Origin of the sequence: Thermoanaerobacter wiegelii Rt8.B1 (assembly GCF_000147695.2) — a bacterium.
GTDB lineage: Bacteria > Bacillota > Thermoanaerobacteria > Thermoanaerobacterales > Thermoanaerobacteraceae > Thermoanaerobacter > Thermoanaerobacter ethanolicus.
In genome coordinates, this window is record NC_015958.1 from 1,402,433 (window position 1) to 1,420,907 (window position 18,475).

Below are 18,475 nucleotides of genomic sequence, written 5' to 3' on the forward strand. Positions count from 1 at the left end.
ATACCACCACCTACTCTTCATTAAGCCATGTCCTAATTACCTGCACAACAAGTTCTGGCTTTTCTTTTATAAGTCTTTCTATCTGTTTTTTCTTTTCGTCCTTCTCAGAGAAATCTATTTCTTCGATAGGTTCTATAGGTTCTACAGTAGCTAAGACCTCCTGTTCAGCTGTAGTTAAAGAGGTTTCTTTTTTCTTCCTTCTCATCATAATAAGGAATAGTCCGCCTCCTAACACTAAAGCCGCTAATATAGCCCATACATACACTGGTACTCCCTTTGAAACTTTTGCCTGCTGCTGCATTGTCTTTAACAGGTCTTGGTTAAATTGTATTCCTTGAACCGATACTTTTACAAGAGAATCCCCTCCTGCAGCTTTTGTAACCAAGTCAGCAATTTGCTGTTTCATAGAATTATTAAGATTTTGATTTACAACAACCGCAACAGAAATACTTTCAATTTTCCCTTGAGCTTGAACAAGACTTGTCTTAATTTGATTTATTTCATAATTTATAGTAGTTTCTGTTCTACTGTAATCAGAAGTACCATTACCAGTCGTTGAAGCTACAGGAGGATTATTTGACGAAGTACCTGGTGAGCTTCCACCTTGTGTACCTGTGGCTTTTTCTTTAAGCTCTTGTATACTCCTTACAATTCCTTTATTGTCATTCCCTTGAACAGGCAAATACTCTATAGTATCCTGCGTCTTTTTATCAAAATTTAAAGTAACATTTGCTCTTACAACTACATTACCTGGTCCAAACACTTGTTCTAACAATGTTTGAAGGCTGTTTTGTAAGTCTTCTTGAACTTTTTTTGAAGAGCAAATTGAGTATTAGCATTTTCAGCAGTAGTATCACTTTCTGCAGTAAGAATTTTACCATTATTATCAATTACAGTAACATTTTCAGGTTTTAAACCTTCTACGCTCTTAGATACAAAATCTATGATTCCCTTGACTTGCGAAGAGGATAAAGTCACACCTGGCTTTAAAGTTAGCATCACAGCCGCTGTAGCTTGATTAGTAGTATTTGAAAGTACAAAGGCATTTTGATCAGGTACTACGATATTGACAATAGCATCTTGTACTCCATCTATAGTTTTTAGAGAATTTTGTATTTCATTTTGTAGAAAATACAAATACTTTTGTCTTCTCTCTTGGTCTGTTGTAGCAAGGGAGTTATTCATAGCGTCTTGAAAGCTAAATCCCCCTTGTGGGATTCCTTCTGTCGCAAGTTTCATCCTCACCTCATCTTTGTATTGTGCAGGAACCAAAATTGTCGTCCCATCGTTCGATATTTTATATGGAATCTTGAATTCGGTTTTTAATTTTTCAACTACCGCTCCTGCATCTTTTATACTTAGATCTGAATATAAAACTACATAATTAGGCCTATTAACTATGTAAACTAATAAAGAAATGCCTATAAAAAGTAAAATAGCAATAATTCCTAACTGTATCTTTTGTTTCTTATCAAACTTATTCCAAAAGTTTGTCAGTTGTTCTCTAAAATTGGCAATGAAGTCTGGCATTAATTCACCTCATTTCAATTAAAGACATTACAATGGCATTCTCATTATTTCCTGATAGGCCTCCAGCACTTTATTTTTTATTTGAATTGTAAGCTGCAGTGCAATGTCAGCCTTCGCAGCATCTATCATCACTTGATTTATATCGTCAATTTCACCAGTTACAAGTTTTTGGTCATTTTTCATTGCCGTTAACTGTAAATCATTTACCTTGTTAAAGGCTTCTTTTAAAAAGTCGCTAAAAGTATCTATTTTACTGCCATTCTGTGTTGCTTCTAAAGTGCTATCCAAAGTTACTGGATTAACCGGTGTTATTTGATTAACCATTTATGTCTACCCCCTACCGATTTCTAAAGACTTTTGAAACATAGCTTTTGAAGCATTAAAGGCTGTTACGTTGGCTTCATAAGCACGAGTAGCAGAAATCATATCTACCATTTCAGAAACAATGTTTACATTTGGGTACTCTACATATCCATTTTGGTCAGCATCAGGATGTCCAGGGTCATAAACTTCTCTAAGAGGAGTTTGGTCATCCTCAGCTATTTGTACAACTTCTACTCCTTTGCCACTGTATTTACCTTTAACTTTATCTAGAATGCTTTCGAAACTGTCAGGTTGTATTTCTTTTAAAACCACTAATTTTCTCCTATAAGGCCCTCCTTGAACTGTTCTTGTAGTATTTACATTAGCTATATTTTGGGCAATTATGTCCATTCTAAGTCTTTCCGCCGTCAAACCCGAAGCACTTATATCCATAGAACTAAATAAGTTCATTGTAAATTACCTCCCATCTTTTACAGCAGTCATGATAGAATTAAGCTCTCCACTTACCCTTTGCACAAGGGCATAGTAATACAACTGATTCTTAGCTAAATTTGCCATTTCGGCATCTATGTCTACATTATTTCCATCTAACCTCATGGAAGTGTCATTTACTTGAATAATTTCCGGTTGTATGGAATCAATAGCAGGTGGGCCAATAGGAATGTGCTTAGGGTTTGTAACATAACCTCTTAACTTTGTACCATTTATAGCATCTTTTAAAATATCCTCAAATTTGACTTCAGACCTTTTGAAATTAGGAGTATCCACATTAGCGATGTTATTGGCAATCACATTGTTTCTTACAGTGGCTGCGTACAATCCCTTTTGTAATAAATCTATATTTTCAATTCCTAAATCCAGCATTTTCTCGCCTCCTCTTATTCGACCACACTATACTTAATTCGACAAACAAACCAAAAATCCTGCTAAAATAAGCCAAAAAATAAATATTTAACTTTGTTCTAACACTGCCTTTTTTGTAAAATAATATCAATTTTTATCGAATAATATTATATCATGCCGTAATAGTTTACACCATAAGAAAAAAGTCCTATTTTTATAGGATTCTCAGTTTGTTGACAAAGTTAAAAATATTCAAAGGAGATATTTTGCATCGTCGCTCCGATGTTCCAAAGCGACAAAACTAAAGCTCGACCTTCAGGCTCCGGCAGGGTACCGGGCACAATCGGCATCCATGCCTTAAGGTGCCCGCCTCCGCCATCCCTGGCTTCGGCCCTGCCTACGCCCTCGGTCTTGCTAAGTTTCCCGGCAAGTAAGTAAGCTTGTTTTTTCTATTTTTGCTTTATCAAACTCTCTTACTTGAGTGCCGGGTTGCTTTGTAACAAGTCGCTCCTTATGCAAAATATCTCCTTTACGAAAGTTTGTCTACAGTCTGAAAAGTCCTATTTTTATAGGACTCTTTTACATAAAATTAAGTCTCCTGCTTTCATGCTAAAGTACAACCCCATGCATAAAAGCGGAGACTTATATTTTTCAATAAGGGTTTAAATTTATCTTTTCATTTTCTCTAACTCTTCTAATAATTTATCGTTTAGTACCCTTATATGGGTACCTTTCATTCCTAAAGACCTTGACTCAATTATGCCAGCACTTTCAAACTTTCTAAGGGCATTTACAATTACAGACCTTGTAATACCTACTTTATCTGCTATTTTACTTGCAACTAATAATCCTTCTTTTCCATTTAGCTCTTCAAAAATATTTTTTATAGCTTCTAATTCGGAGTAAGAAAGTGTTCCTAGTGCCATTTGAACAACTGCTCTTTTTCTCGCTTCATCCTCTATTTCTTCATTTTTTGACCTTAAAATTTCAAGGCCAACTACTGTAGCACCGTATTCTGCTAATATCAAGTCATCGTCAGTAAATTCTTTTACCCCTCTTGATAAGGCTAAAGTTCCTAACCTGTCTCCACCGCCATTGACAGGTACTATAGTCAAAATTAAATCTGATAAAACTTTATCCTCTTTAAAAAGATTACCTTTATCATTAGCCAGCGTCTCCGTCACTCGCAAAAGTTTGTCATTATATTCTTCAGGTATTATTTTACTTTGAGCAAAAATGTCATTTCCATAATCTTTTAATATACTATAACCCAATACTTTACCTTTTCTACTCAAAATATATACGTTGGCCTCAATGACATCTTTTAAAATATTGGCCATTTCATTAAAATCAACTGGTTGAATTCCTGTTTTTTGCAAAATTCGATTTACTTTTCTAGTTTTTTCTAATAGTGTGCTCATATTTCTAATCCTCCTATGTTTTTATTTTTTATTATCATAAAATGTATTTACTAACTTCGTATTTATTTAGACTATCCTTTAATTGCTCTTTTACATACTCTTCAGTTATCACTATTTGCTGCCCTCCCAATTCTGGCGCATTAAAAGATAATTCTTCAAACAACTTCTCCATGACAGTATGCAATCTTCTTGCGCCAATGTCCTCCGATTGTTGATTTATAAGATATGCTACTTCTGCAATAGCCTCAATTGCTTCATCAGTGTATTTAACTTCTATTCCTTCTGTTCTTAAAAGCTCTTGATACTGTTTTGCAAGAGCATTTTTAGGCTCCTTTAATATTCTTATAAAGTCCTCTTTTGTGAGAGGTTTTAAATTAACTCTTACAGGAAATCTTCCTTGTAGCTCAGGGATTAAATCAGACACTTTTGCAACGTTAAAAGCACCAGCTGCTATAAACAATATATGGTCTGTCTTAACAGGACCGTATTTTGTCATTACTGTACAACCTTCAATTATAGGAAGAATATCCCTTTGAACTCCTTCCCTTGATACATCTGGTCCTGCTGTATAACCGCTGCTGGCAATTTTGTCAATTTCATCTATGAAAATTATTCCATCGTTTTCTGCTCTTTTAATAGCCTCTTCAATTACTTCATCCATATCTATAAGGTTTTGAGCTTCTTCAGACTCTAGAATTCTTTTTGCTTCATACACAGGAACTTTTTTAATTTTTTCTTTTTAGGTAAAATGTCAGCAAATATATCTTGCAAATTTATGTTCATTTCTTCGGACCCTAAATTAGTATACATCTCAAGCATTGGCGTAGATGTATCTGTTACTTCTATTTCCACTACATAATTATCTAGCTCGCCATTTCTTAACTTTTGCCTTATTTCTTCTCTTTTGTATTGCATACTTTCTTCTTCTGTCTCTTCACTTTTCTCGGCAGAAGGATAATTAAACAATACTTCAAAAGGATTTTTAGTTTGTTTTTTTCTTTTTCCAATTATGTAATCAATTAGCCTATCTTCTGCAATTTTCTTCGCTTTTTCAGTAACTTTTTTTAATTTTTCCTCTTTTACCATTCTTACAGCAGCCTCTACAAGGTCTCTCACCATGGAATCTACATCTCGTCCTACGTATCCTACCTCAGTAAACTTAGTAGCCTCCACTTTTACAAAAGGAGCTTCTACTAATTTCGCAATTCTTCGAGCAATTTCTGTCTTTCCTACTCCAGTAGGGCCTACCATAATTATATTTTTGGGGGTCACTTCTTCTTTAAAATCGTCAGGTAAAAGATTTCTCCTATATCTATTTCTTAAAGCCACTGCTACTGACTTTTTAGCTTCCTTTTGTCCTACAATATACTTATCTAATTCCTCTACAATCTCCTTGGGAGTATAATTCTTCACTTACAGCACCCCCTATAAAGTCTCAACTGTTATGTTGTTATTAGTGTAAACACAAATCTTTGAAGCTATCTCTAAAGCTTTTTTTGCTATATCTTCTGTATCTAAATCAGTATTATACCGTAGCGCTAAGGCTGCAGCCATAGCATAATTTCCTCCAGATCCTATCCCAATCACATCCTCATCTGGCTCAATAACTTCACCAGTGCCAGAAATAAGTAAAGTATCCTTTTTATCTACCGCAATCAAAAGAGCTTCTAACTTTCTTAAAATCTTGTCTTTTCTCCATTCCTGTGCCAATTCTACTGCTGCTCTTTTTAAATTACCTCCATACTGCTCAAGTTTTTCTTCAAATTTTTGCGAAAGAGTCAAAGCATCAGCTACCGAACCAGCAAATCCTACTATTACTTCTCCATTATACAATCTTCTAATTTTTTTCGCTCCATGTTTTAAAATTGTATTTTCTCCAAAGGTAATCTGTCCATCACCAGCCACTGATACTTTATCGCCTTTTCTCACAGCAATTATGGTAGTACCCTTAAACATGTTTACACCCCTTTAGATAGTTTAATATTAACACATTTTTCACAATGCTTCAAGAATTAATTCAAAATTTTTGTTAAATTCATTTAACTTCTTTTTGATAATCACATCCTGGATTAGAACATTTTAGTATATGACCGTTTTTTGTATTTTTTTCTACTAACAGGCTGCCACACACAGGACATTTTTCATTAACGGGCTTATCCCACAATATGAAATCGCAATCAGGTGCATTTTCGCAAGCGTAATAATTTCGCCCTTTTTTGCTCTTTTTCTTTACAATTTCTCCACCACATTTAGGACATTTCACACCAACCTTTTCGTATAAAGGTTTTGTATTTTTGCATTCAGGAAAACCAGAACAAGCAAGAAATTTTCCATACCTGCCTTTCTTTACAACCATATTTCTCCCGCAAAGTTCACATTTAATGTCAGTTACTTCTACTTCTTCCTTTACGTCTATCTCTTCCATTTGTTCTTCAGCAATTTTCAAAGTTTTGTAAAAGTCTTTATAAAACTCTTGCACCACTTCATACCATTTCACTTGACCTTCTTCAATCTTATCTAGCTGCTCTTCCATCTCAGCAGTAAATTTTACATCTACAATTTTTGAAAAGAACTCCTTTAATGCGTCTGTTACAATAAAACCTAATTCTGTAGGTTTTAAATTCTTTTTATCTTTTACCACATATCCTCTTTCTAACAAAGTAGAGATAGTAGGAGCATAAGTACTGGGACGGCCTATTCCTCTTTCTTCCAATTCTTTAATCAAAGAAGCTTCCGTATATCGAGGCGGAGGCTGGGTAAAATGTTGCATTGGCTTTAATTCCTCTAAAAACAATTTGGTCCTTTCTTGAAGTACAGGTACAGTTTTTTCTTCCTCTTCTTGCATATCTGTTCCTTCTACATACACTGTCATAAAACCTAAAAATTTAATGCTAGACCCTGAGGCTTTAAAAACATATCCATTATTTACTATGTCCATAGAAACAGTATCGTAAATTGCAGGTGCCATTTGACTTGCTAGGAATCTACTCCAAACTAGTTTGTATAATTTATATTGGTCTGGTGTTAGGGAATCTTTTATACTTTCCGGATCCCTATAAATAGAAGTAGGTCTTATAGCCTCGTGAGCATCCTGCACATTGGCTCTTTTAGAAGCATAATTTGCTTCAGGATTAGAATACTCTTTTCCAAACTTTTCAACTATGTATTTATAGACTTCAGCCTTAGCTTCATTTGCGACCCTTGTAGAATCAGTCCTTATATAAGTAATAAGACCTACACTGCCTTCTCCTTTGATTTCTACCCCCTCATATAATTGTTGTGCAATTAACATAGTTTTTTTTGCAGTAAATCCCAATTTTCTCGAAGCTTCTTGTTGCAAAGTACTAGTGATAAAAGGTGGAGAAGGATTCCTCTTTTTGACACCTGTTTTTACTTTATCTATAATGTATTCTTCAGACAATGCTGCTAATATTTTGTCTACATCTTCTTTTGTCTTTAACTCAACTTTATCCTCTTTGGTACCGTAGAATTTTGCCTCAAACTTGCCAGAGTTTTTCTTATCAGAGAGAATCACGGTAATACTCCAATATTCTTCTGGCACAAAGGCTTCTATTTCTCTCTCTCTGTCGCAGATAAGCCTAGCTGCTACTGATTGAACTCTGCCTGCACTTAATCCCCTCTTTATTTTTTTCCAAAGAAGGGGACTTATTTTATATCCTACTAATCTATCAAGAATTCTCCTGGCTTGTTGCGCATCTACCAAATTTAAATCTATAGAGCGAGGGCTTTTAAGAGCAGTTTGCACTGCATTTTTTGTGATCTCGTGAAATTCTATGCGACAAGGCTCCTCAATATTCAAATTTAACAATTGGGCAATATGCCAGGAAATTGCTTCTCCTTCTCTGTCAGGGTCAGTGGCCAAAAAAATTTTATCTGCATCCTTTGCTTCTTTTTTTAAATTCTCTATAATAGCCCCTTTTCCCCGAATAGTTATGTACCTAGGAGCAAAATTGTTTTCAATATCGATACCTAATTGACTTTTAGGCAAATCCCTAACATGTCCCATGGAGGCCGCTACTTTAAAATTTTTGCCTAAAAATTTAGATATAGTCTTAGCTTTAGCTGGAGATTCCACAATAACTAGAGATTTTGCCATTTCGACACCTCCAAAACAATTTATAATTATATCAAAGTTTTTGACAATTATCAAAATATTTTTTTCTCATATTTATTGCCAGGAAGTTTTTCAATCATACCTTTTAACATTAAAGAAGATAAAATTGCATTAACTTTTGAGATTTTTATTTTCACATAGCCTGCTATTTCTTCTATATCTCTTGGAGCTTCACAAATAAAATCGTACACTTCTTTCTCTTCCTCCGTCAGAGAAGACATAAGATTTTCCTCAATCTTTTGTTGTACATCCTCTCTTAAATTAAATTCTTCTAAAATATCCTCAACACCAATTACAATTTTCGCACCTTGTTTTATGAGCTCATTTGTTCCTCTGCTATAAGCACTCGTTATATTCCCAGGTACTGCAAAAACCTCTCTTCCTTGTTCTAAGGCAAATTGAGCCGTCAATAAAGATCCACTTTTTATTCCTGCTTCGATCACAACTACCCCAAGAGATAACCCACTTATGATTCTATTCCTCAGAGGAAAATTTTGTGGCAGTGGAGGAGAATCAAGAGGAAACTCTGAAACCAGCAATCCCTCCTCACTAATTTGCTCCATCAGCTTTTTATTTTCTCTTGGATAAACTATGTTTATGCCATTTCCCAAAACAGCAATAGTTTTTCCTCTTTCCTTCAACGCTCCTATATGAGAAAAACTATCAATTCCTCTTGCCATGCCACTTACAACTGTTATACCTCTTTCTGACAGCTCATATGCCAATTTTTGTGCCACTTGTTTTCCATAAAAAGTAGCATTTCTTGCGCCCACCATGGCAATGCGCAAATTATCTTTTAAATTTATATTCCCCTTCAAATATAAAACAGGAGGTGGATCATAAATATTTTTTAATTCTTTCGGATATTCCTCCTCTTCTAATGTATATACACTTATTTTTAAATTTTGCAATCTTTCTATATAATCAAAAGGGTTCAACTTCTGAGCTTCTATTATATTTTGTACTAATTTTCTATTTCCTATTGCTTTAAAAATATCAATTTCTTTTGCTTTATACACACCTTCCGCAGTTTTGAAAAATTCCATCAATTGAACAAAACTTTTATACCCTATTCCTTTGACAGTACTTAACCATATTTTAAAAATCTTTTCCCTTTCCATAATTGCTCCCCTTTAACATCGTTTTCCCTAATTATCTTTATTATAATACATAACCTGTGATAAAATAAAGAAAAAAGAAGGGTGATAGAATGTCAAACTTATATAACCTACGCCAACTCAAAAGCTATTTATACCAAAATCCCTTTTGTGACTTTCAATCTCTCAGCTTAAATGAAGCAGCTAAAAAGTGGCTTGAAAAAGAAACAGAAAGAATAAATAATCTAAAATACTATGAAAATCAATTATATCAATTAAATTTAAATTTCATTGCTGGAGTAGACGAGGCGGGAAGAGGTCCTTTAGTAGGACCAGTAGTTGCCGCCTGTGTAATACTTCCTAAAGAAGTTTTCATCCCTGAGATAAATGACTCGAAAAAACTATCTGAAAAAAAAAGAGAAGTATTGTCAGAGGTAATAAAAAAAGTAGCTACCTCGTATGCCATTGGAATAGTTGATTGCGAAGAAATTGATAAAATAAACATACTAAATGCTACCTACAAAGCCATGCAGATTGCTATTTCAAAAATACAACAAAAAATTGATTACCTTTTAGTAGATGCTATTACCATTCCTCAAATAGAGATAAATCAAAAAGCGATAGTAAAAGGAGATTCAAAAAGTATCTCTATAGCTGCTGCCTCTATACTGGCAAAGGTTGAAAGAGATAAAATAATGAAAGAATACCACAAAATCTATCCCCAGTATAATTTTGAAAAAAACAAAGGTTATGGTACAAAAGAACATATTGAAGCTTTAAAAAAATACGGTCCCTGTCCTATCCACAGAAAGACTTTTATTGAAAAAATTCTGAAAGGATGAAAAACATTGAGCAAAAAAACAATAGGCAGCTTAGGAGAAAAAATAGCTGCCCAATATCTATTAAAATCAGGTTATAAAATTTTGGAGAAAAATTTTAAATGTAAAATTGGGGAAATAGATATAATAGCTCTATTCAAAAAAGAAATAGTTTTTGTAGAGGTAAAAACAAGAACCTCTACCTCTTTTGGAACTGGAAGTGAAGCTGTAAATTTTCATAAACAACGAAGAATATTGAAAATTGCCCAGTTGTACTTGGCTTCAACAGAAAAATTTCGAAATTTTCAGCCTCGCTTCGACGTAATTGAGGTTTATTTAAATCCTGATACATTAGCCTTTGAAAAACTAAGTCATTTCCCCAACGCTTTTTCAATCTTTTAATATCAATCCCATCTTTTCTTTTACTTCTCTCAAAGTTTTTTCAGCAACAGCTTGAGCTCTTTCCGCCCCTTCCTTTAAAACCTTCAAAACATAATCTCTACTGAGGTCTTTATAATTTTTTTGTATAACAGTCAATTTATCTATTACAACCTCTGCTAATTCCTTCTTTAAAGTGCCATAACCCTGTCCTTTAAATTTATTTACAACTTCTTCTATTTCCATACCTGTAAATAAACTATAAATAGTCAAAAGATTGCTAACACCCGGTTTGTTTTCCCAATCAAGCCTTATTTCAGTCTCAGAATCAGTCACTGCTCTCATTATTTTCTTTTTGATTACAGAAGGCTCGTCCAAAAGATTGATTCTGTTATTTGGGTCACTGTCACTTTTACTCATTTTTTTAGTAGGGTCAGTAAGGCTCATTATCCTCGCGCCAAATTTTAATATCATAGGCTCAGGAACAACAAAGGTTTCGCCAAATCTGTTATTAAAACGCTGCGCAATGTCTCTTGTCAGTTCCAAATGCTGCTTTTGGTCTTCTCCTACAGGAACATAATGGGTATTATATAAAAGTATATCTGCTGCCATTAAATCGGGATATGTAAAAAGTCCTACAGAAACTGTCTCTTTTCCTTTGCTCTTTTCTTTAAACTGAGTCATTCTGCTTAGCTCACCAAAATATGTCATACATTGTAAAAGCCATGCTAATTCTGCATGAGCAGCAACATGGGATTGTATAAAAAGAGTAACTTTCTTAGGATCTAAGCCTATTGCAAGGTAAAGGCCCGCCAATTCAATAGTGTTTTCTTTTAATTTTATTGGATCTTGGGGTACTGTCAAAGCGTGCAAATCCACTACACAAAAAAAGCACTCATAATCTTCTTGTAGAGCGACAAATTGTCTCATTGCACCCAAGTAATTACCTATGTGAATGTCTCCCGAGGGTTGTACTCCTGAAAAAACTTTTTTCAAGCTATCAACTCCTTTTCAATTGAGTATTTTATGTCGTTTAGAAAAAATTATAAGAGAAAATTTCAAAATTTGCAATGAAATTTAAAATAATTCCCTCATAAATCCTTTTCCATGGACTTCGGCTACATCTAATATAGAGATAAAAGCATTTTCATCTATTTGGTGTACAATAAGTTTAAGTTGTGGAAGCTGTGTTAAAGACACAATGGAATATAAAACCTTTTTGTTCTCTTTGGTATAAGCACCCTCTCCATGAAGCAAAGTAACCCCTCTTTTTAATGTAGTCATTATTTCTTTGCTCACTTCTTCTACTTTATCAGTAACCACCAGCACCATTTTTTGTCTATTAAAACCTTTTATAGTTTTATCCACCATGTAGGAAGTAATGTACATTGAGACAAGAGTGTAAAGAGCACTGGTCAAACCAAAAAATATAGCTCCAATGGCTACGACAAAAAAGTTAACAATAAAAGAAATATGCCCAATTTCAAAATTATCATATTTCTTTTTTACAATTACAGAAATTATATCTAAACCGCCAGTTGACCCGTGATTACTAAAAACTATTCCCATACCTAAACCATTTAACACTCCGCCGTATAAACTCAAAAGTAGTGGATCATTTATATGTAATATATTTTTTATTGAATAAGTAAGCACCAAAAACAAAGAAAGTGATACAGTACCTATAATAGTAAAAATTGTAAACCTTAAGTTTACTTTTTTATAGCTCAAAATTAAAAGTGGGATGTTTAGCAAAAATATAGTGTATCCTGCAGGAAACTTGGTTAAATACTGTATAATAAGTGCAATACCAGAGACTCCTCCACTTAAAAGTTTAGCATGAACAATAAACATGTTAATACCAATAGCAGACATTAAAGTCCCTATAAGAATAAAGAAAATATTTTTTATACTTTCCCTATTAAAAAAACTTGTTATCTCCAAAGCTAACACCTTCTTATCACATTTGAGAATTAATTACTTTACATAAAATTTTTATTGTAATTTTTATTTATACCAATATTTGCTATCAACAATTCTATACTGTAATGCTTCTGCTACATGCTCAAACTTAATATTTTCTGCACCTTCCAAATCAGCAATTGTACGAGCAACTTTTAAAATTTTATTATATCCTCTTGCACTTAAATAAAACTTCTCGAAAGCCTCATTTAAAAATTTTTTAGTATCTTCATCAAGTTTGCAATATTTTTTTAACATATTTCCTTTTAATTGAGAATTAAAGTATATACCAGTACCTTTATACCTTTTAAGTTGCATTTCTCGTGCTTTTATAACTCGTTCGCGAATTTCCTTAGAACTTTCCGATGGCGTTTCTTCTTCGAAATATTTATCTTTTTTAAGAGGTTTTACCTCCACATGTAAATCAATTCTATCTAACAAAGGTCCTGAAATTTTACTTTGGTATCTTCTTATTTCATTTACACTACAATGGCATTCGTGAGTATCATCGCCATAATAGCCACAAGGACAAGGATTCATAGCTAAAATTAAAATAAATTTACTTGGATAACTAAAGCTACCATTTACACGAGTAATTGTAACCACTTCATCTTCTAACGGCTGCCTTAAAACTTCTATTGCATCTTTTTTAAATTCAGGAATCTCATCTAAAAATAACACTCCATAGTGGGCAAGGGATACTTCCCCAGGCTTAGGATATTTTCCTCCCCCAACTAAAGCAACTGTAGAGATAGTATGATGAGGAGCTCTAAAAGGTCGAGTAGTGATAAGAGGTGTACCTTTTGGAAGCAATCCTGCTATACTGTATATCTTGGTAACTTCTAAAGCCTCTTCAAAACTTAACTGAGGAAGAATAGTAGGAAAACGCCTTGCCAACATAGTTTTACCCGCTCCAGGAGGGCCAATCATTAGCACATTGTGGCCTCCGGCAGCGGCAATCTCAAGTACCCTTTTTGCATTTTCTTGTCCTTTTACTTCAGCAAAATCTACGTCGTATTCTACATTATCAAAAAAATTATTGATATCTAAAGTAAAAGATTCTATTTCCCTATCTCCATTTAAAAATTCAACCACTTCTTTTAAATTTTTCATAGGATATACTTTTATCCCCTCAGCAACTGCCGCTTCATAAGCATTTTCATAAGGAACAACAATAGAGGATATACCTTTTTCCTTTGCCCCGATTACCATTGGCAGTATACCATTTACGCCTCTTAGACTTCCGTCCAAAGAAAGTTCACCTACAAAGGCTATATCTTCCTTTTCCTCTTTTATCTCCTCTGTGCATTTTAAAATTCCTATTGCCAAAGGCAAATCAAAAGCAGTACCTTCTTTTTTAGTATCCGCTGGTGCTAAATTTACAGTAATTTTTTTGAGGGGAAATTCAAAGCCACTGTTTTTGATAGCAGACCTTACTCTGTCTCTTGCTTCCTTAACTTCTGTATCGCCCAAGCCCACAATATCAAAAGAAGGAATTCCTGTAGATAAATCTACCTCCACCTCTACCACATAGGCATTTATCCCTAAGACTGCCATACTTTTTACTTTAGAAAGCATAAAAATCCCCCTTATGGTCTTTCCAGAGAAATCTTCCCCAGTTTTCCCTTGCGAAAATCCTCCAGCAAAATATGAGAAGTTTTTAATGTATCTACTTCTCCACCTGCAATTAAACAACCTCTTTTTCTACCTATTTCTTTTAAAAGTTCAAAATCTTCATCTACTATTTTATCAATTTTATAGCGGGACATCAAATAATTGGGATAATACTTTTTTAAGATTGCTACTAAGTTTAATGCTATTTCTTCTATGTCCAATATTTCATCTTTTATAGCTCCAGTAATTGCTAACATAACTCCTACTTTTTTATCGTCAAATTTTGGCCATAGTATGCCAGGAGTGTCCAAAAGGTCGAAATAAGGAGTTTTTATCCAATGCAAAGCCCTTGTAACCCCCGGCTTATCGCCAGTCTTTGCCCTTTTACTGCCAATTAATTTATTAATAAAAGTAGATTTACCGACATTTGGAACACCTACAATCATTCCTCTCAGCCTTGGAATCATTCCTTTTTGCTTTTTTTTATCCAAAATATCTTGACAAACTCTCTGAGTTGCTTCATTTATCTCTTTAAGGCCAAATCCTGTAATTGAATTAACTTTTACCGCTTCTATTCCCTTTTCTTTAAAATATTCTATCCATAAATCCGTGATTACATCATCAGCCAAATCAGCTTTATTGAGAAGAATGATCCTTTTTTATTTTTTACAATATCATCAATATCTGGGTTTCTACTGCTTTTAGGTATTCTCGCATCTACTATTTCGTATACTACATCTACTAACTTAAGGTTAGAAACTATCTCCTTTTTAGATTTTGCCATATGTCCAGGATACCACTGTATCATGTCTAATTCCTCCACATATTTAAAAAAGGGGTTTATAACCCCTTTTTACATTAATTCCTTTATCTTTGTAGCAGCTTTTCCTACTCTCTTTCTCAAATAATACAATTTTGCTCTTCTGACTTTACCTCTCCTTATAACCTCTATCTTTTCAATTCTTGGAGAGTGAAGTGGAAAAGTCCTTTCAACTCCAACGCCATAAGATACACGTCTTACAGTGAAAGTCTCTCTTAAACCTGATCCACTCTTTTTAATTACTATCCCTTCAAAAGGCTGAATTCTTTCCCTATCTCCTTCAATAACCTTATAATGTACCCTTATAGTATCTCCTACATTAAAAGGAGTTAAGTCTTTTCTCATCTGCTGACTTTCAACTGCTTTTATTAAGTCCATTATTTTTCCCTCCTTCCACCTTCTAAATGTCAAATCCTTTTTCTCTTAAAAACTTTTTATCTTCTTCAGTCAAAACAGCCTTTTTAAGCAAATCAGGCCGTTTTAAAAGAGTTATCTCTAAAGACTTTTGCCTTCGCCATTTAGCTATTTCGGCATGATTACCACTTACTAAAATTTCTGGCACCTTCATACCTCTAAAAACTTCTGGCCTTGTATACTGTGGATATTCCAATAAATTATTAGCAAAGGATTCTTCTATAGCGCTTTGAGGGTGTGAAAGTACTCCTTCAATAAGTCTTGTTACAGCGTCAATGATAGCCATGGCGGCTATCTCTCCGCCTGTCAATATAAAATCTCCTAAAGAAATTTCTTCATCAATAACAGAATAGACTCTTTCATCTATTCCTTCATAGTGTCCACACAAAAGGGCTATTCTTTCTAATTTAGACATCTTAACCGCCATTTCCTGATTAAAAATTTTACCTTTAGGACCAAGGTAATATACAGGGATATTTCCTTGACTTTTTACAAATTCAATTGCATCAAAGAGAGGCTGAGGCATCATCACCATTCCTGGCCCGCCTCCATAAGGATAATCATCTACTCTTTTGTGTTTATCCTTTGAAAAATCTCTTATATTTATCAAATTAACTTTTATTTTTCCTTTTTCAATAGCCCTTTTCAATATACTATAGGATAAAACACTATCAAACATTTCAGGAAATAGGGTTAAAACGTCAAAAATCATCATAGCCCCTCCAGAAGGTGGACCACCATTACTTTATTGTCAACATCAACTTTTTTGACCACTTCTTTTATAGCAGGAATTAGTATTTCCCTCTCCTCAGTTTTTATTACATACACATCATTTGCACCTGTCTTAAGTACCTCTACCAATGTACCCAGAAAACTTCCTTCTTCTGTATACACCTTCATCCCGACTAAATCTTTGATGAAATATTCATTTTCTTCTAACTCCAAAGCATTTTGAGAGTCAACTTTTAAAAAGGCCCCTTTTAATTTTTCTGCATCGCCTCTAGTATCAATTCCTTTTAATTTTACACAAACTCCTTTAGATATAATCTTGACATATTCAATGTCATATTTGTGGAGCCTTTGTTGGTCATCAAAAATCCATACATACTCAAGGTCATAAAACCTTTCGGGAACATTGGTAAGAGGATATACTTTAACTTCGCCCTTAATGCCATGGGCAGAAGTAACTTTTCCTACATTATAATAATCAGCCATACCACCACCTAGATTATCTCAACAATCACACGTTTCTTTTCTTTTAAGGCAGCAGCTTTAACCAATGTGCGAATTGCTTGAGCAATCCTTCCCTGTTTCCCAATTACCTTTCCCATATCTTCGGGAGCAACTTTAAGCTCTATGATAACAGATTGCTGTCCTTCTATTTCATTGACTTCTACAGCATCAGGATTGTCAACTAACGCTTTGGCTATAGTTTTAACCAATTCTCCCATTATTACACCTCCTCACAAGAGAGGATTATTGAGATGCACTATTGCCAATTATACCTTCTTTTTTAAATAGTGACTTTACAGTATCTGAAGGTTGGGCACCAACACTAAGCCACTTTTTAGCCTTTTCAACATCTATTTTTATTTCAGCAGGCTGGGCTATAGGATTGTAATATCCTATCTCATCAATAAACCTTCCATCTCTTGGTGACCTTGAATCTGCTACTACTATCCTGTAAAAAGGTCTTTTCTTAGCCCCAAACCTTTTTAATCTTATTCTGACTGCCACTTTCTCACCTCCTTCAAAAGTTGCCCACCTTCCGATATCATCTAAAGAAAGGCAGCCTCATTTTACCTTTCTTTAGGTCTTTGTCAATATCAGCAAATTTCTTCATCATCTTTTTAGTTTCTTCAAACTGTTTTAAGAGGCTATTTACCTGTTGGATGGTGGTACCGCTGCCTTTGGCTATTCTTTTCTTTCTACTGCCATTTATAATAGAAGGGTTTTGCCTTTCTTCTTTAGTCATAGATTGAATAATGGCTTCTATCCTCTTTAAGTCTTTTTCAGAAATGTCTACATTTTTAAGCATGTTTTTGTTCATTCCAGGGATCATACTGAGAAGTTGGTCTAAAGGCCCCATATTTTTAAGACTCTGCAATTGTTCCAAGAAATCTTCCAATGTAAACTGTTTTGTTAAAAGCTTTTGACCTAACTCTTGTGCCTTTTTCTCATCAATTGCTGCTTGGGCCTTTTCAATTAAAGTCAAAACATCTCCCATTCCCAAAATACGAGAGGCCATTCTATCAGGATAAAAAGGCTCTAAATCTGTCAACTTTTCGCCTGCACCCACATATTTTATGGGTTTTTGTGTAACAGCCTTAATAGAAAGAGCTGCTCCACCCCTCGTATCTCCATCCAATTTTGTCAATATAACTCCTGTTATATCTAACCTTTCATTAAAGGAAGACGCTACATTCACTGCGTCTTGACCTGTCATCGCATCTACTACTAACAAAATTTCATCTGGTTGTACTGCTTTTTTTATATTTACAAGTTCCTCCATTAATTCTTCATCTATGTGAAGCCTGCCCGCAGTATCTATGATAATTACGTCAGAGTTATGAGACCTTGCATAATCAATAGAAGCTTTTGCAATATCAACAGGGTTTACTTTGTCCCCCATTGTAAAAACTGGTACATTTACATTAGCTCCCACAACCTGTAACTGCTTTATGGCAGCCGGCCTGACGACGTCACAGGCTACTAGTAGAGGATTTTTTCCCTGCTTCTTTAACAAGTTTGCCAATTTCCCACAAGCAGTGGTCTTTCCAGAACCTTGAAGTCCAACCATCATTATAACTGCAGGAACTTTATTCCCTATATTTAGCCGGCTTTGAGTAGACCCCATAAGGGCTATAAGCTCATCATTGACTATCTTTATCACCTGTTGCCCCGGGGTCAGGCTTTCCATCACTTCTTGCCCTAAAGCTTTTTCTGTAACAGAGTTTATAAAGTCTTTTACTACTTTAAAGTTGACATCCGCTTCTAAGAGGGCAACTTTTACTTCCCTCATAGCTTCTTTTATATCTTTTTCTGTGAGTTTTCCTTTTCCTCTTAACTTTTTAAAGATTTCCTGCAGCCTTTCAGATAGGCTTTCAAAAGCCATTAAA

18 protein-coding genes and 3 pseudogenes are annotated in these 18,475 nt (G+C 34.4%); 2 read left to right on the forward strand and 19 right to left on the reverse strand.

All coding sequences use genetic code 11. The annotated features are described in order from the left end of the window. Window positions 1-10: 10 nt before the first annotated feature. The 9 genes and pseudogenes from fliF to dprA form a co-directional block, all read right to left on the reverse strand. Window positions 11-1,530: pseudogene (fliF, locus tag THEWI_RS06950) on the reverse strand (flagellar basal-body MS-ring/collar protein FliF). A gap of 27 nt (window positions 1,531-1,557) precedes the next feature. Then, a complete protein-coding gene (fliE, locus tag THEWI_RS06955; protein WP_003866700.1) occupies window positions 1,558-1,854 on the reverse strand; it encodes a flagellar hook-basal body complex protein FliE in 297 nt (98 codons plus the stop codon). Between the two features lie 6 nt (window positions 1,855-1,860). Next, entirely contained in the window at window positions 1,861-2,304 is a 444-nt protein-coding gene (flgC, locus tag THEWI_RS06960; RefSeq protein ID WP_003866699.1) for a flagellar basal body rod protein FlgC, read from the reverse strand. 6 nt (window positions 2,305-2,310) lie between these two features. Next, window positions 2,311-2,718: a flagellar basal body rod protein FlgB gene (gene flgB / locus THEWI_RS06965; RefSeq protein ID WP_003866698.1), complete on the reverse strand. Its 408-nt coding sequence runs from the start codon at window positions 2,716-2,718 to the stop codon at window positions 2,311-2,313. 647 nt (window positions 2,719-3,365) lie between these two features. Continuing rightward, the gene (gene codY, locus THEWI_RS06970) at window positions 3,366-4,118 is read right to left on the reverse strand and encodes a GTP-sensing pleiotropic transcriptional regulator CodY (RefSeq protein WP_003869175.1); all 753 of its coding nucleotides are present in this window, start codon (window positions 4,116-4,118) and stop codon (window positions 3,366-3,368) included. 34 nt (window positions 4,119-4,152) lie between these two features. After that, window positions 4,153-5,531, reverse strand: a pseudogene (gene hslU / locus THEWI_RS06975) (ATP-dependent protease ATPase subunit HslU). Window positions 5,532-5,543: 12 nt separating this feature from the next. Further along, window positions 5,544-6,074: an ATP-dependent protease subunit HslV gene (gene hslV / locus THEWI_RS06980; protein ID WP_003869177.1), complete on the reverse strand. Its 531-nt coding sequence runs from the start codon at window positions 6,072-6,074 to the stop codon at window positions 5,544-5,546. A gap of 79 nt (window positions 6,075-6,153) precedes the next feature. Next, complete coding sequence (topA, locus tag THEWI_RS06985; RefSeq protein ID WP_014062912.1) at window positions 6,154-8,235, reverse strand: type I DNA topoisomerase; 2,082 nt, start codon at window positions 8,233-8,235, stop codon at window positions 6,154-6,156. 50 nt (window positions 8,236-8,285) lie between these two features. Then, window positions 8,286-9,374 carry a DNA-processing protein DprA gene (gene dprA, locus THEWI_RS06990; protein ID WP_014062913.1) on the reverse strand — a complete coding sequence of 363 codons (1,089 nt, stop codon included), beginning with the start codon at window positions 9,372-9,374 and terminating at the stop codon, window positions 8,286-8,288. Window positions 9,375-9,463: 89 nt separating this feature from the next. Here dprA and THEWI_RS06995 point away from each other — a divergent pair, with 89 nt between their 5' ends. Beyond that, window positions 9,464-10,192: a ribonuclease HII gene (locus THEWI_RS06995; RefSeq protein WP_014062914.1), complete on the forward strand. Its 729-nt coding sequence runs from the start codon at window positions 9,464-9,466 to the stop codon at window positions 10,190-10,192. Window positions 10,193-10,198: 6 nt separating this feature from the next. Next, a complete protein-coding gene (locus THEWI_RS07000; protein ID WP_014062915.1) occupies window positions 10,199-10,570 on the forward strand; it encodes a YraN family protein in 372 nt (123 codons plus the stop codon). Here the strand turns inward: THEWI_RS07000 and trpS are convergent. From trpS to ffh, 10 genes and pseudogenes are all read right to left on the reverse strand, one after another. Further along, a complete protein-coding gene (gene trpS, locus THEWI_RS07005; RefSeq protein ID WP_014062916.1) occupies window positions 10,559-11,542 on the reverse strand; it encodes a tryptophan--tRNA ligase in 984 nt (327 codons plus the stop codon). The two genes, THEWI_RS07000 and trpS, sit on opposite strands and share 12 nt — an antisense overlap. Window positions 11,543-11,623: 81 nt before the next feature. Continuing rightward, a complete protein-coding gene (locus THEWI_RS07010; RefSeq protein WP_014062917.1) occupies window positions 11,624-12,490 on the reverse strand; it encodes a YitT family protein in 867 nt (288 codons plus the stop codon). A 63-nt stretch (window positions 12,491-12,553) separates the two neighbouring features. Further along, complete coding sequence (locus THEWI_RS07015) at window positions 12,554-14,086, reverse strand: YifB family Mg chelatase-like AAA ATPase (protein ID WP_014062918.1); 1,533 nt, start codon at window positions 14,084-14,086, stop codon at window positions 12,554-12,556. Between the two features lie 11 nt (window positions 14,087-14,097). After that, window positions 14,098-14,930, reverse strand: a pseudogene (ylqF, locus tag THEWI_RS07020) (ribosome biogenesis GTPase YlqF). Window positions 14,931-14,975: 45 nt separating this feature from the next. Continuing rightward, window positions 14,976-15,320, reverse strand: coding sequence for a 50S ribosomal protein L19 (gene rplS, locus THEWI_RS07025; RefSeq protein ID WP_003866683.1), 345 nt, complete (start codon window positions 15,318-15,320; stop codon window positions 14,976-14,978). A gap of 22 nt (window positions 15,321-15,342) precedes the next feature. Beyond that, a complete protein-coding gene (gene trmD / locus THEWI_RS07030; RefSeq protein ID WP_014062920.1) occupies window positions 15,343-16,068 on the reverse strand; it encodes a tRNA (guanosine(37)-N1)-methyltransferase TrmD in 726 nt (241 codons plus the stop codon). Beyond that, window positions 16,068-16,571 carry a ribosome maturation factor RimM gene (rimM, locus tag THEWI_RS07035; RefSeq protein WP_014062921.1) on the reverse strand — a complete coding sequence of 168 codons (504 nt, stop codon included), beginning with the start codon at window positions 16,569-16,571 and terminating at the stop codon, window positions 16,068-16,070. The genes trmD and rimM overlap by 1 nt, the downstream gene beginning before the upstream one ends. A gap of 8 nt (window positions 16,572-16,579) precedes the next feature. Next, window positions 16,580-16,807 carry a KH domain-containing protein gene (locus THEWI_RS07040; RefSeq protein WP_003866680.1) on the reverse strand — a complete coding sequence of 76 codons (228 nt, stop codon included), beginning with the start codon at window positions 16,805-16,807 and terminating at the stop codon, window positions 16,580-16,582. A gap of 25 nt (window positions 16,808-16,832) precedes the next feature. Next, entirely contained in the window at window positions 16,833-17,093 is a 261-nt protein-coding gene (gene rpsP, locus THEWI_RS07045; RefSeq protein WP_003866679.1) for a 30S ribosomal protein S16, read from the reverse strand. Between the two features lie 37 nt (window positions 17,094-17,130). Beyond that, on the reverse strand, window positions 17,131-18,471 hold the full coding sequence (gene ffh / locus THEWI_RS07050; RefSeq protein ID WP_014062922.1) for a signal recognition particle protein: 1,341 nt from the start codon (window positions 18,469-18,471) through the stop codon (window positions 17,131-17,133). Window positions 18,472-18,475 lie beyond the last annotated feature (4 nt).